Below are 13,569 nucleotides of genomic sequence, written 5' to 3'. Positions count from 1 at the left end.
TCAGTGAAACGCGTGGCGCATAGCGTGAATGCCATGAGCACTCGGATCGCCGCCCGCCGCGTCTACCTCGACGGCGCGTTCGCACCCGCCACCGTCGTGATCGACGACGGGGTCATCTCCGCCGTCGAGGCGTTCGACGCGGCGGCCGACACCGTCCTCCCCGGCGACGCCGTGCTGCTGCCGGGGTTGGTCGACTCGCATGTCCACCTCGACGAACCCGGCCGCACCGAATGGGAGGGCTTCCTGACGGGCACCGCCGCCGCGGCGGCGGGCGGTGTGACGACCGTGGTCGACATGCCCCTCAACAGCTCGCCGGTGACGACGACGGTCGACGCGCTGGATGCCAAGCGGGCCGCCGCCGCGGGCAAGCTCGCGGTCGACGTGGCCTACTGGGGCGGTGCCGTGCCCGAGAACCTCGGCTCGCTGCGTGCGCTCGCCGACGCGGGCGTCGTGGGCTTCAAATGCTTCCTCTCGCCCAGCGGCATCGACGAGTTCGGCCACCTCGATGCGGAGCAGCTGGAGCGCTGCCTCGCCGAACTGGCCGCCTTCGACGGGCTGCTGATCGTGCACGCCGAAGACCCCGCGCACCTGCACGCCGACGGCGAACTCGGCCCGCGCTACAGCGACTTCGAAGCCAGCCGACCGCCCGAGAGCGAACGCGCCGCGATCCAGCGGGTCATCGAGGCCGCCCGCCGCACCGGTGCCCGCGCCCACATCGTGCACGTCTCCGACGGCGGCGCGCTCGACGACGTGCGTGCCGCGAAGGCAGAGGGCGTGCGTCTCACGATCGAGACGTGCCCGCACTATCTCACCCTCGATGCGTCGGCCGTTCCCGACGGTGCCGGCGCGTTCAAGTGCTGCCCGCCCATCCGCGGCGGCGACAACCGCGATCTGCTGTGGGCGGGTGTCGTCGACGGCACCGTCGACGCGATCGTGAGCGACCACTCGCCCGCCACCGTCGAGCTCAAGGGCAACCCCGACTTCGGCCTCGCCTGGGGCGGGATCGCGGGGCTGCAGACCGGCCTCTCGGCCGTGCACTCCACCGCTCGCGCGCGAGGGCTGTCGTTCGAGAGCCTGCTCCCGCTCATGACGACCGGTCCGGCGCGCATCGCCGGCCTCGAGGGCCTCGGCGTCATCGCGGCCGGCGCGCCCGCCCATCTCGTGGCCTTCGCCCCCGAAGAAGAATTCGTGGTGGATGCCGCCACCCTCGAGTACCGCAACCCGGTCACGCCCTGGCACGGCCAGACGCTGACCGGTGTCGTGCGCGAAACGTGGTTGCGCGGCGAGTCGGTGTATCGCCGCGGAGCGCCGGTGACCGAGCGCGAGGGGCGAGAGATCCTCCGCGCGGCCGCGGCGGTCGAGGCGTGAGCGGCGTGACGTCCCTGCCGACCGCCGGCGGGACGCAGGCCTCGACACCCGTCCCCATCCTGCAGCCCGGCGTCGGCGCCACCCCCGGCGACCACTACCTCCGCGCCACGCCCGAGACCGTCCTGTGGGGGCGGCTTCCCTGCGCCGGCGATGCGCCCGTGCTCGAGATCGCCTCGGGTGAGAGCGTCACGTTCGACACCGTGAGCCATGAGGGCATCCTCGACGATCAGGGCAAAGACCCTGCGGCCTATTTCGCCGCCCACGGGGTCGCGCCCGAAGCGGTGCTCGACGACGCGATCGAGATCGCGGCATCCGTCTCGCGCGACCCCTTCGCCGACGGACCGCACGTCGTCGTCGGGCCGGTGCACGTGCGCGGCGCGAAGCCCGGTGATCTGCTCAAGATCACGGTCGAGACGCTGGTGCCGCGCGTTCCCTACGGCGTGATCTCGAACCGTCACGGCAAGGGCGCCCTCGTGGGCGAGTTGCCGCGTGGTGAGCACAACGTCAGCGTGTTCGCCGCCGTCGCCGAGCGCGACGGTGCGTTGTACGGCACCCTGCCGCTGGTCGACGGCGCCGAGCCCGTCGTCGCCTTCCCCCTCGCGCCGTTCCTCGGCACGATGGGCGTCGCCGTCGCGGGGGAGGAACGTCCGCACTCGGTGCCGCCCGGCACGCACGGCGGCAACATCGACATCAACCTCCTCGTCGAGGGCACGACGCTCTTCCTCCCCGTTCAGGTCGAGGGAGCCCTGGCCTACGTCGGCGACCCGCACTTCGCCCAGGGCGACGGCGAGGTGGCCTTGACCGCCCTCGAGGCGTCGCTGCGCGCCACGCTGCGCTTCGAGGTGATCCCCGCCGACTCCGCGCGCGCCGCTTTCGGCGAGGTGACCGGACCCCTGGTGCGCACGCCCGACTATCTCGTGCCCACGGGCATGGACCCCGATCTGGATGCCGCGATGCGGGCGTGCGTGCGTGCGTCGCTGTCGCTGCTGGGCAGCCGCTGGGGCATGGACGAGCACCTCGCCTACGCCTACCTGAGCGCCGCGACCGACTTCGACATCTCGCAGGTCGTCGACATCGTCTCCGGCGTGCACGCGCGCATCCGCGAGGCGGACTTCGCGGGGGTTCCGAGCGCGGAGCCGGAGCCGCTGGCATCCACCGGCTCTTCCGCTCCCGCGTCGGAGACACCCGCGCGCGACGACGAGGGAGGCGCCGCGTGACCCCCGCGCTGGCCGTCGCCCTGGCCCGTGCCGAGGCGCCGTCGCCCACGACCGACAGGAAGAATCGAGTGTCCGCGAAACGCCGCCTTCAGACGGCTGTGTGCCGAATGCCGCGGACACCCGACGCGCGACAGGAAGGGGCGGGGCGTTGACCGTGGACATGCCCGCAGACCTGCGAGACGCCTTCGACGCGTACGAGCGCGCCATCATCGCGAACGACCTCGACGCCCTCGATGCCTTCTTCGCGCCCGGTCCCGACACCCTGCGCGGTGACGCCGCGGGGCTCCTCGTCGGCCACGACGCGATCAGCGGGTTCCGGTCGCTGCGCGGCGGCGTCCCGCCGCGGCGGATCGCCGAGATCCACTACCGTCCGCTCGCGACGGCGAACGAGGGCGAGAGCTCGGACGGCGACATCGCGCTGCTGATGTCGGTGTCGCAGTTCGTCGGCGGGGGCCGCGGCCTGCAGACCCAGGTGTGGGAGCGCGTCGAGGGGCAGTGGCTCATCACCGCCGCTCACGTCACCCCGCGCACCCCCGCCCTCGACCGCACGATCTGGCGGAGCGTCGGCGACCCGTTCCTGCAGGGCGCGTGGGAGGGGCCGCTCGAAGGGCTCACCGTCGCCGTGAAAGACCTCTTCGCGATCGCCGGCTTCCGCATCGGCGCGGGCAACCCCACGTTCCTCGAAGAGGCGCGGCCGGAGAAGGCCACCGCGCCCGCCGTCGCCGACCTGCTCCGTGCCGGGGCGTCGTTGCGCGGCATCGCCCGCACCGACGAGTTCGCCTACTCGATCGCCGGCGACAACGTGCACTACGGCACCCCGCCCAATGGCGCGGTGGTCGGAGCCCTGCCCGGCGGGTCGTCGGGCGGACCGGCGTCGGCCGTCGCGCTCGGCCACGCCGACATCGGCCTGGCCACCGACACCGCCGGCTCCATCCGCGTGCCCGCCTCGTACCAGGGACTGTGGGGCCTGCGCACCACCCACGACCTCGTGCCGCGCCAGGGCATGCTCCCGCTCGCGCAGTCGTTCGACACCATCGGCTGGCTCACGCGCGACGGCGAGACGCTGCAGCGGGTCGCCGACTGGTGCCTCAGCTACGACGGGTCCGCCTCGACCGAGAACGTCTACGGCGCCTCCGGCGACGACCTCCCGTGGCGTTTCCTCGTTCCCGACGAGATCCTCGACTGCGCCGACGCCGCCACGCGGGAGGCCTTCTCGAAGCTCTTGGCCGCCTTCGCGGCATCCGACGATCCGCCCTCCTTCCGCGCCGTGCACACGGGCGACCTGGATGCCACCTTCGCCGCCTTCCGCACCGTCCAGGGCGCCGAGGCCTGGCGCAACGACGGCGACTGGCTGCGCGCGCACCCCGGGGCGGTGGGGCCCGCCGTCGCCGAGCGCTTCCGCGTCGCCGCGCAGATCACGGCCGCCGACGAACGGGCGGCGCGGGCCGAGCTCGACCCGCTCGCGGCGCACCTGGCCGAGCTCGTCGACGGCGCCGTGCTGATCTTCCCCACGGTTCCCGGGCCCGCCCCGCAGCGCACCGCCGACGTGCATGCCGTTCGCGCGGCGACCCTGCGCATGACGGCGCCGGCCGCCGTCGCGGGGCTCCCGGCGGTGTCGGTGCCGTTGCTGACGGTCGATGGTGCGCCCGTCGGCGTGTGCCTCGTCTCGCGCGCGGGCACCGATATCGCGCTCGTGCGTCTCGCCCGCCGGCTCGCCGCCCTCGTGGCATCCGGTAGCCGATCATGACCCCGATCCCTGCGCGGTCCTCGAGGAGTGCGACCTCCGCGGCCCACGCCCCGCGGCTTCCCGGTCGGCGCGACCGCTCGGCCCGCCAGGGTGCGCGAGTCCGGTCCGCGCTCCGCACACCGGTGCCCGCCCGGCCGGATGCGCCGGTCCCTTCTCCCCTCATCGCCCGCTCTCGTCCCACGGAGACCTCGTGAACAGCACCCTCCCCGGCCCCATCGACCCGCCCGCCCGCCTGCTGATGGGCCCCGGCCCGATCTCGGCCTACCCGAGCGTTCTGCGCGCGATGGGGGCGCCGCTCGTCGGCCAGTACGACCCGTTCATGACGGCGACGATGAGCGAGACCCAGGAGCTGTACCGCCAGGTCTGGGCCACCGACAACGACGCGACGGTGCTCATCGACGGCACCAGCCGTGCCGGTATCGAGGCCGCGATCCTCTCGCTCGTGCGTCCCGGGCAGCGCGTGCTCGTCCCCGTCTTCGGACGCTTTGGCCACCTGCTGGCCGAGATCGCCGAGCGTGCGCTCGCCGAGGTGCACACCATCGAGGTGCCGTGGGGCGAGGTCTTCCCGGTGTCGGCGATCCGCGAAGCCGTCGAGCGGGTGAAGCCGCATCTCGTCGCGTGCGTCCAGGGTGACACGTCGACGACCATGCTGCAGCCGCTCGACGAGATCGGCGAGATCTGCGCGGCCCACGGCGCACTCTTCTACACCGACGCCACGGCATCCCTCGGCGGCAACCCGTTCGAGATGGACGCGTGGGGCCTGGATGCCGCGACCGCGGGCCTGCAGAAGTGCCTCGGCGGACCCTCCGGCTCGGCGCCGATCAGCCTGTCGGAGCGCGCCGTCGAGGTGGCACGCTCCCGCGCGCGGGTGGAGGCGGGCATCCGCGAGGAGGGCGATGCCGTGGCATCCGACTTCATCCGCTCCAACTACTTCGATCTCGCGATGATCCTCGACTACTGGGGCCCGCGACGTCTGAACCACCACACCGAGGCCACCACCATGCTCTACGGGGCCCGCGAGTGCGCCCGCGTGCTGCTCCTCGAGGGCCGCGATGCGGTGATCGCGCGACACCAGCTGCACGGCGACGCGATGCTCGCCGGCGTCCAGGGCCTCGGGCTGACGGTCTTCGGCGACGTCGCACACAAGATGACCAACGTCGTCGCGGTGGAGATCCCCGACGGAGTGACCGGCGACGCCGTGCGCGCGGAGCTGCTGAGCGACTTCGGCATCGAGATCGGCACCTCGTTCGGACCGCTGCACGGCCGGGTCTGGCGCATCGGCACGATGGGGTACAACGCGCGAACCGACGCCGTGCTCACCACCCTCGCCGCGCTCGAGGCGGTGCTGCGCCGTCACGGCGCGGCGGTGCCGGCGGGCGGCGGTGTGGAGGCGGCGCAGGGCGTGTACGCGGGAGCGCGCTCATGACGTTCCTCGCCCGTTCCGTCGGCGCACCTCAGTGGCCGGAGCCGCGCACGGGTGGAGGGCTCCCGTGAGCGCAGCCACCCGCCTGCAGGTCGCCCCCGAGCGCATCGCCTCGGCCGCACGCCGTGTCATGGGCCGCTGCGAAGAGCTGGCGCGCGTCACCGCCACGCCCGGGAGCATCACGCGGGTCTACCTGTCGCCCGAGCACGCCCGGGTGAACCGTCTCGCCGCCGAGTGGATGCGCGAGCTCGGCATGAGCACGCGTCAGGATGCCGCGGGCAATCAGGTGGGTCGCCTCGCCCCTGCCGGCGCTCCGGACGCCCCCGCACTGCTGTTGGGCTCCCACCTCGACACCGTCCCCGATGCCGGACGCTTCGACGGGATCGTCGGCGTGCTGATGGCCCTGGAGGTCGTCCGGCTCGTCCGCCGCGTCGACGACGAGGGTGCGGCATCCAGTCCGTTCCCGTTCGCGCTCGAGGTCATCGCCTTCAGCGACGAGGAGGGCACGCGTTTCGGCAAGGCGCTGCTCGGCTCGTCGGCCGTCGCGGGGCAGTGGGACGAAGCCTGGTGGAACCTCACGGATGCCGACGGCTACACGTTGCGGCAGGCCTTCCGCGAGTTCGGTCTCGACCCCGGCCGCATCGGCGAAGCCGCCCGCCGCCCCGACGAACTCGTGGGGTACCTCGAGGCGCACATCGAGCAGGGGCCGGAACTGCACCGCAGCGGGCAGGCTCTCGCGGCGGTGTCGTCCATCGCGTCCGCCCGGCGGTTCCAGCTCGTGGTCGAGGGCGAAGCCCGGCACGCCGGTGGCACGCCCTACGACATGCGCCGCGACGCGCTGCTCGGGGCGAGCGAAGCGGCCCTCGCGGTCGAGCGCATCTGCCGCGGCGAGCACCACATCATCGGCACGGTCGGGCAGCTCGAGGCGTTCCCGGGGGCGGTGAACGTCGTGCCCGGTGAAGCGCATTTCTCCCTCGACCTGCGCGGGGAGTTCGACGCCACCCGCGACCACACGTGGGACGAGATCTCCCGCGACCTGGATGCCATCATGGGCCGTCGTGGTCTGCGCTGGCACGCCCGCGAGGTGCACAGCGCGCCGGCCGTCTTCTGCGCCCCCCTGCTGCAAGACGTCGTGCGAGCGGGCATCGGCGGCGAGGCCCCGACCCTCTTCAGCCGCGCCGGCCACGACGCCATGTCGATCGGGGCGATCACCGAGGTCGGCATGCTCTTCCTCCGCAACCCCGACGGCATCAGCCACCACCCCGACGAAGCGGTCACGGCCGTCGACGTCGCGGCGGGCCTTCGCGCCTTCGCGGAGGCGGTGCTGCACCTGGGGGCGGAGCCGCGTTGACCACCGCACCGGACGAGCGTCGTCTCCGGCGAGCAGGTCGAGCGACACCGTGCTCGCCGGCGTCACCCGCCCCGAGCCCGGGGAGGGAGCGGCCACTCACCACGGATTGGCCCGCGTCTCTTCGAGGGCATCGGGGCGAGAATCGACTCGTGACCGACGCTCCTGGCATCCTCGAACTGCTCGCCTTCGCCGCCGAACCCGGCGGCGGCAATCCCGCCGGGGTGGTCCTGGAGGCCGCGGACCTCGACGACGCGCAGATGCAGCGCATCGCCGCCGACCTGGGACACCCCGAGACCGCGTTCGTCACCGCGCGCGACGGGCGGCGCATTCGCGTCCGCTACTTCTCGCCCGACGACGAGGTGCCGTTCTGCGGGCACGCCACCATCGCGACCGCCGTCGCACTCGCCGAGGTGGACGGTCCGGGGGAGTTCGTCTTCGACACCGCCGCAGGGTCGGTCGACGTGACGACGGAGCCCGGTCCGGACGGCCGCGTCGTGGCCGGGTTCACGAGCGTCGAGCCGTACGTCATCGATCTGGAGCCCGAGGTCGCCGACCGTCTCCTCGCCCTCCTGGGCGTGTCTGCGGACGACCTCGACGAGCGGATGCCGCTGGCCCAGTCGTTCGCCGGAAACCTGCACCCGGTGGTCGCCCTCGCCTCCCGCGACCTGTTCGATTCGTTCGTCTTCGACGCCGCGGCGATGCGCGCACTCCTCGACGAGCGCGGTTGGAAGGGCACCGTGATCGTCGTGCACGTCGCCGGCGACATCGTTGACGGGCTCGTCGCCGAGGCGCGAAACCTCTTCCCGGTCGCAGACATCACCGAAGACCCGGCGACGGGCTCCGCCGCGGCCTCGCTGGGCGCCTACCTGCGCGACCGCATCGGGGTGCCCGCACCGTTCGGCTTCACCGTCGAGCAGGGGCGGCACATCGGCCGGCCGAGCGTGCTGGCCGTGGAGGTTCCGCCGGTCGGCGGCATCCGGGTGCGAGGTGGAGCGACGCCGATCTGACGATCCGCTCGTCGTCCGCGCACCGGCACATCGGCAAGCGCTCGCAGAGGACGCGAGCCGGAGCCCGCGGTCACCGGACCACGCTGCCTTCGTCGCGAGGCCCCTATTCCGCGGGCGCCTCGGACTCCGCGCTGGACTCGGCCTCGAAGTCGAAGGAGCCGAGCGACTTCTCTTGCAGGAATGCGCACAGCTCGGCGGCGATCTGCAACTCGTGGGTGAGGGCGTTCAGTTCGAAGCTGGTCAGATCCAAGGGGCTGTCGGACTGTTCGATGACGACGTGCCAGTTCAGGTCGTCGCCCGTTGACCGGGGCTCCATCCAGACCGTGTGGGGGGCATTCTCCAGGGGCACGATGACGAGACCGGTGTCCTGGTCACCCGGTGTCTCCTGCACGACGACGCGAACGGCCTCGGCACCGCCTCTGACCTCGACGAACTCCGCCACCCAGTGCTCGAGGGTCTTCTTGCTGTGGAAGGGCATGGGTCCTGCTCCTGGGAAATGGGGAAACGACGAACCCGCCCCGTCAGGGGCGGGCTCGTACCGGGGTTTCAGCGGTGGTCACGCCGCAGCGGCGAGCTGCACGCGGTGGGCGTCTTCCTGCTGCTGCCAGGTCGAGGCGTTCAGCAGGAGCCCGGACGACATCGCGGCTTGGTCGGCGAGCTGACGGAGGTAGCCGCCCGAAAGGCGTTCCGCGTCGGCGGAGGAGTACTGGAACCGCAGCGAGATGGCCGGCTGGATCCAGAGAGTGGTGCGCAGGTGACCGGACTCCGCGTCCGTCCAGGTGATCGTGAACGATTCGCCGCGCCGGAGCTTCGTGGAGAGCACGACCTGCAGGTACTGCAGCAGACGGTCGTCGATCACGATCGGCTCGGGGTTCGAACCGTAGAAGAGCTGGCCCATGGTCGGTCCTTCCTGTGGGGTTGCGAGATCAGAAGACGAGAGGGGTGACGACGGCGATCGCGACGGTCGAAACCAGCGCCGCGGCCGCACTCACGCCGATGTACAGCCGACGAGCGGCCACATCGGCGGGGGAGGGGACGAAGGTGGTGCGACGCAGACGCGTCGCGTGTGCTGAGGGGAATGCGGTGCTGGTCACGGTCCTGATCCTTCCGGTGCGGCGGACAAGTACTGCCCGGTGATGATCAACCTAGCAGGTAGTCAACGAGCTTAGGTAATCTTGTTGAGTGTCACCAGGGCTGAAGATCAGGAGAGGTGAAGATCAGCGTCAGAACTTTAGGGCGCTAGGTATGATGGAAGGAAATACGACCTCGGGAGTGATGGATGAACGCTGAAACGGGTGAGACGTCCCCCCTCATGGCAGCGCTGGCGCTGTACAGCTGGGAACGAGACGACGCAGCCGCCCGTGCGCGGAAACAGCTCGGGGTGAACGAGCTCGACGCCAAGGCGCTCGCGTATGTCAGCATCAACCCGGGCGTGCGGCCCTCCGAACTCGCCACGCACCTCGGGGTGACTTCAGCGGGTATCACCACGCTCGTCGAGCGCTTGGTCCGCCGTGGCATCATGCGTCGCGAGCCCGATGAGAACGACCGCCGTGTCAATCACATTCACCTGGCGATCGACCTCGAGAAAGAGCCGTGGTCTCAGCTGGCGCACTTCCAGAACACGTTCCGGAACATCATCGAACAGCTCGATCCGAAGGTCGAAGAAGATTTCGCGGCATTCATGCGGCACGCGACCCTCGCGGCGAAGGAGCAGGTGGCGCGCGTCGACCGCGCCGCAGTGACGGGCGTTCCGGCGGCCTGAATCAGGCCTCGGCGTCAGCCGCCAACTGCGCCATGTGTTCGACGGACTTGCGCTGGAGGAAGGCGCACAGGTCCGCGGCGGCGGTGAGTTCGCGGCAGAGGTCGTATACGGCGTTCGGCGCGAGCTCCGTCACGTCCGGCTGCGCTTCGAAGGTGACGCGCCAATCGGGGGCACCGACCGCCATCGGCGCGAGGTACACCGACGTCGTCGCGTTGGACAGAGGGAAGATGACGAGGCCGTCGTCGACGCCGTCGACCGGCTCCTGATCGGCGACGTACGCCGCTACCGCGCCGGCGGATCTGATCGCGGCGAATTCATCGAGCCAGGCCTGCAACGTGTCTTTGCTGCGAAACGGCACTTTCTGCACCCTTTCCTCGTGTCCGCAGGCGGTTCCCCGCCAGCAAAAGCCTACGACATTGTGGACCGAGGCCATCAAAGGGAAAGGGTCGATTCCCATGCCGGGAAAGGGACCGATGCTCCCGGAGACGAGGAGCCGGTCCGAGCGCCTGACGGCGGTCTCGTCACCGCCCGCCGGCGAGCCTCCACACCCGGTCGCGAGAGAACGGCAATTCATACCCGCGGCGCCCGAGGGCGCGAGACACGGCGTTGCCGATCGCCGCTCCCACCGGGTTGTAGGGTGATTCGCTCATCGACTTCGCCCCGAACGGACCGAGGCTGTCGTCCGTGTCGGCGAAGTACACCTCGGTGTCGGGGACGTCGGCGAACTGCGGCACACGGTACGTGCGGAACACCGGGTTCTGCACCACGCCGTCCTCGACGTACACCTCCTCGTACAGTGCTCCGCCGAGCGCCTGCGCGACGCCGCCCTCGACCTGGCCGCGGCACTGCGCCGGGTTGATGACGACGCCGGCGTCGGCGGACTGAATGGACTGCAGGACCTTGACGGTGCCCGTCTCGGGGTCGACCGCCACGCGCGCCGCGTGCACGTTGAACGCGAGCGATCGGAGATCGCCGTACTCCGCGCCGTCGGCGGTCAGTCCCTCGGGGCTGACGTACCCGGCGGGTGCGGCGGCGATGATCCGCGCCCAGGTGACGACCTCGCCCCCCACCAGGACTCCGGATGCCACGAGCTCGGCGCCCGCGGCATCCGCTCCCGCCAACTCCGCCGCGATCTCCGCCATCCGTCGTCGCAGTGCCGCGCACGCACCGAAGAGCGCCTTGCCCGCGACGACCGTTCCGGCCGAGGCGAAGGCGCCGGTGTCGTGCCGCACGGCGTCGGTGTCGGCGGCCCAGAGCTCGAGGCGGTCGAGGGGCGCGTCGAGCACTGTCGCCGCGATCTGACGGTGCACGGTCGAGGTGCCGTTGCCGAACTCGGCCGTGCCGACGCGCAGCAGGTACGTGCCGTCGGGGCGCAGGGTCGCCGTGGTGTGCGCGATGTGCCCGCGCGGCGCCATGGTCGCGATCATCGCCGCGGCCATGCCCTCGCCCACGAGCCACCCCTCGGGTGCCTCGACGCCGTTGCCGCGCTCGAGGGCGTTCTGCGCGAGGTCGAGGCACTGGTCGAGGCCGTAACTGCCCCAGATCAGATCCTCTTCGTACTTCTCGTCGTCGTCGGGGTGCAGCGGATGGCCCGCGCGGACGGCGTTGATGCGGCGGAGGTCGAACGGGTCGATGTCCAGCTCGAGCGCGAGCGCATCGAGAGCCGACTCGACCGCGAAGACCACCTGCCCGAGTCCGTAGCCGCGGAACGCGCCCGACGGCGGGTTGTTCGTGTACACCGCCTCGGCGTCGATCCACTTCACCGGCACCCGGTACAGCGTCGTCGACTCCGCGCACGAGTGGAACAGCACACCGATCGCGTGGTTGCCGTACGCGCCGGTGTCGCTGAGCACGTCGAGCTTCATCGCGGTGAGGGTGCCCCCGGCATCCGATCCGAGGGTCACCCGCACGCGCATGGGATGCCGCAGCGATGCCCGCACGAACTGATCGGTGCGCGAGAACTCGTAGGCGACGGGGCGGCCGAGCTTCAGCACGGCCAGGGCCGTGAGGTCTTCGGTGAAGATCTCCTGCTTGCCGCCGAAGCCGCCGCCGACTCGTGCCGCGAAGACGCGAACCCGGTCGCGTTCCAGGCCGAAGATGTGGGCGAGCTCGTCGCGCGCGAGGAACGGTACCTGCGTGGAGGAGCGGATGACGAGCCGCCCGTCGTCGTCGAGCCACCCGACGGCGCCGTGCGTCTCGAGGGCCGCGTGGGTGACGCGCGACGAACGCCATTCACCCGTCACGGTCGTATGGCTGGCGGCGAGAGCCGCGTCGATGTCGCCGCCGTGGCCGGTGTGGAATCCGGCGACGACGTTGCGCCCGGCTGCGAGGACGCGCTCCTCGGGAGTGCGGTCGGGGTGCAGCAGCGGCGCACCCGGGCGGCGGGCCTCCTCCGGATCGAACACCGCGGGCAGCACGTCGTACGTGACGAGCACCGCGCGGCATCCGGCGTCCGCGGCCTCCGCGGTCTCGCCGATCACCGCGGCGACGCGCTGGCCGACGTGACGGACGACGTCGTCGAGCATGCGGGTGTCGTCGGGATCGTCGGTGCGGTGCTCGTGGCGGCCCGTGGAGTACCGCACGTCGGGGACGTCTTCGTGCGTGAAGACGGCGACGACGCCGGGGACCGCGAGGGCGGCCGCGGTGTCGATCGACACGATGCGCGCGTGCGCGTGCGGCGAGGTGACCACGCGCAGCACGAGCGGCGGTCCGCCGGGGACGGGCTTGTCGAAGGTGAACGGCTCACGGCCTTGCACGATGCGGCGCGCGGCCTCGGGCACGGTCGAGGTGCCGATCCGCCCGGTGCCCGCACTCGGCCCGGCCCCCGCACTCGGCCCGGCCCCCGCACTCGGCCCGGCCCCCGCACTCGGTCCGGCGTCGTCGGCCTCGCCGACACCCTGGTGACTTGCGCCATATGTACGTGCGGCCGCGTCCTGGGCGTGCATATGCCGCAAGTCAGCGTCGGTGCCCTCGCCGGCACCCTGGTGACTTGCGGGGTGTGTACGTGCGGTCGCGTCGTCGGCGTGCATATGCCGCAAGTCAGCGTCGGTGCCGTCGCCGCAGACGCGGGGGGCGCCGCCCGCGGGGGCGGTGTCGCACCGGGGGCCGGTCTCGCGCACGGGCCCGAGCACCGACGCGCGGATGGCGTCGCGGATCGGGCGGTACCCGGTGCAGCGGCAGAGGTTGCCCTTCATCCGGCGGTCGAGATCGTCGAGGTCGCCGGATGCCAGCGTCGAGGCGGTCACGCTCATGCCCGGCGTGCAGAAGCCGCACTGGAAGCCGAAGCCGTTCGCCAGCGCCTCCTGCACGGGGTGGAGCTCGTCAGCGGGGGCGAGTCCCGCGGCGGTGGTGATCGCGCGCCCGTTCAAGCGCATCGCCGGAATGATGCACGAGTGGGTCGGCGTGCCGTCGAGCAGCACCGAGCACGCGCCGCAGTCGCCCGCGTCGCAGCCCTTCTTCACCTCGACATGGCCGGTTTCGCGCAGCAGTGTGCGCGCACTCTGACCCGGCCTCGGATCCGCCTCGATGGGGATGCCGTTGACCTCGAATCTCACGTGATGGCTCCTCGACGGAGGGCAGCTCGCCGGCGAGCGTGCCGTACTCCGGTGTTCTGGTCGATGGGGGACGCGTCGTGGGGGGTCGCGCGGGACTCGGTGACGGATCCTCCGGAATTCGGCACGGCGCCGGATCCGGC

The 13,569-nt window shown here is 71.7% G+C and carries 12 protein-coding genes; 7 read left to right on the top strand and 5 right to left on the bottom strand.

Translation table 11 applies throughout. From position 1 onward, the window contains the following. The first annotated feature begins 33 nt into the window (after nt 1–33). The 6 genes from allB (at nt 34) to QE392_RS02430 (ending at nt 8,113) form a co-directional block, all read left to right on the top strand. Nucleotides 34–1,368, top strand: coding sequence for an allantoinase AllB (allB, locus tag QE392_RS02455; RefSeq protein ID WP_307447376.1), 1,335 nt, complete (start codon nt 34–36; stop codon nt 1,366–1,368). 5 nt (nt 1,369–1,373) lie between these two features. After that, nucleotides 1,374–2,585 (top strand): acetamidase/formamidase family protein, encoded by a 1,212-nt coding sequence (locus QE392_RS02450; protein WP_307447373.1) that lies wholly within the window; start codon nt 1,374–1,376, stop codon nt 2,583–2,585. Nucleotides 2,586–2,745: 160 nt separating this feature from the next. Next, entirely contained in the window at nt 2,746–4,332 is a 1,587-nt protein-coding gene (locus QE392_RS02445; RefSeq protein WP_307447370.1) for an AtzH-like domain-containing protein, read from the top strand. 238 nt (nt 4,333–4,570) lie between these two features. Next, entirely contained in the window at nt 4,571–5,758 is a 1,188-nt protein-coding gene (locus tag QE392_RS02440; protein WP_307454004.1) for a pyridoxal-phosphate-dependent aminotransferase family protein, read from the top strand. Between the two features lie 64 nt (nt 5,759–5,822). Next, nucleotides 5,823–7,106 carry an allantoate amidohydrolase gene (locus tag QE392_RS02435; protein WP_307447367.1) on the top strand — a complete coding sequence of 428 codons (1,284 nt, stop codon included), beginning with the start codon at nt 5,823–5,825 and terminating at the stop codon, nt 7,104–7,106. A gap of 149 nt (nt 7,107–7,255) precedes the next feature. Beyond that, on the top strand, nt 7,256–8,113 hold the full coding sequence (locus QE392_RS02430) for a PhzF family phenazine biosynthesis protein (protein ID WP_307447364.1): 858 nt from the start codon (nt 7,256–7,258) through the stop codon (nt 8,111–8,113). Between the two features lie 103 nt (nt 8,114–8,216). Here the strand turns inward: QE392_RS02430 and QE392_RS02425 are convergent, their stop codons facing one another. The 3 genes from QE392_RS02425 to QE392_RS02415 all read right to left on the bottom strand — a co-directional run bounded on the left by QE392_RS02425 (nt 8,217) and on the right by QE392_RS02415 (nt 9,207). Further along, entirely contained in the window at nt 8,217–8,591 is a 375-nt protein-coding gene (locus QE392_RS02425; protein ID WP_307447361.1) for a hypothetical protein, read from the bottom strand. A gap of 78 nt (nt 8,592–8,669) precedes the next feature. After that, a complete protein-coding gene (locus QE392_RS02420) occupies nt 8,670–9,011 on the bottom strand; it encodes a DUF7882 family protein (RefSeq protein ID WP_307447357.1) in 342 nt (113 codons plus the stop codon). Nucleotides 9,012–9,039: 28 nt separating this feature from the next. Further along, a complete protein-coding gene (locus QE392_RS02415; RefSeq protein WP_307447354.1) occupies nt 9,040–9,207 on the bottom strand; it encodes a hypothetical protein in 168 nt (55 codons plus the stop codon). A 185-nt stretch (nt 9,208–9,392) separates the two neighbouring features. Between QE392_RS02415 and QE392_RS02410 the strand changes: the two genes are divergently transcribed. After that, a complete protein-coding gene (locus QE392_RS02410) occupies nt 9,393–9,875 on the top strand; it encodes a MarR family transcriptional regulator (RefSeq protein ID WP_307447351.1) in 483 nt (160 codons plus the stop codon). Nucleotide 9,876: 1 nt separating this feature from the next. Here QE392_RS02410 and QE392_RS02405 read toward each other — a convergent pair whose 3' ends face one another. After that, entirely contained in the window at nt 9,877–10,332 is a 456-nt protein-coding gene (locus tag QE392_RS02405; protein ID WP_307447348.1) for a hypothetical protein, read from the bottom strand. 64 nt (nt 10,333–10,396) lie between these two features. Then, nucleotides 10,397–13,429 (bottom strand): molybdopterin-dependent oxidoreductase, encoded by a 3,033-nt coding sequence (locus tag QE392_RS02400; RefSeq protein ID WP_307447345.1) that lies wholly within the window; start codon nt 13,427–13,429, stop codon nt 10,397–10,399. Between the last annotated feature and the right edge of the window lie 140 nt (nt 13,430–13,569).

It is taken from the genome of Microbacterium proteolyticum (genome assembly GCF_030818075.1).
Taxonomy (GTDB): Bacteria; Actinomycetota; Actinomycetes; order Actinomycetales; family Microbacteriaceae; genus Microbacterium; species Microbacterium proteolyticum_A.
This window is presented reverse-complemented; position numbering and strand designations above follow the sequence as displayed.

Bases quoted from the DNA above. Each gene is read 5' to 3' on its own strand.
- allB (WP_307447376.1), top strand. From the start codon at position 34: ATGAGCACTCGGATCGCCGCCCGCCGCGTCTACCTCGACGGCGCGTTC.
- QE392_RS02445 (WP_307447370.1), top strand. From the start codon at position 2,746: ATGCCCGCAGACCTGCGAGACGCCTTCGACGCGTACGAGCGCGCCATC.
- QE392_RS02440 (WP_307454004.1), top strand. From the start codon at position 4,571: ATGGGCCCCGGCCCGATCTCGGCCTACCCGAGCGTTCTGCGCGCGATG.
- QE392_RS02425 (WP_307447361.1), bottom strand. From the start codon at position 8,591: ATGCCCTTCCACAGCAAGAAGACCCTCGAGCACTGGGTGGCGGAGTTC.
- QE392_RS02420 (WP_307447357.1), bottom strand. From the start codon at position 9,011: ATGGGCCAGCTCTTCTACGGTTCGAACCCCGAGCCGATCGTGATCGAC.
- QE392_RS02410 (WP_307447351.1), top strand. From the start codon at position 9,393: ATGAACGCTGAAACGGGTGAGACGTCCCCCCTCATGGCAGCGCTGGCG.
- QE392_RS02405 (WP_307447348.1), bottom strand. From the start codon at position 10,332: ATGGGAATCGACCCTTTCCCTTTGATGGCCTCGGTCCACAATGTCGTA.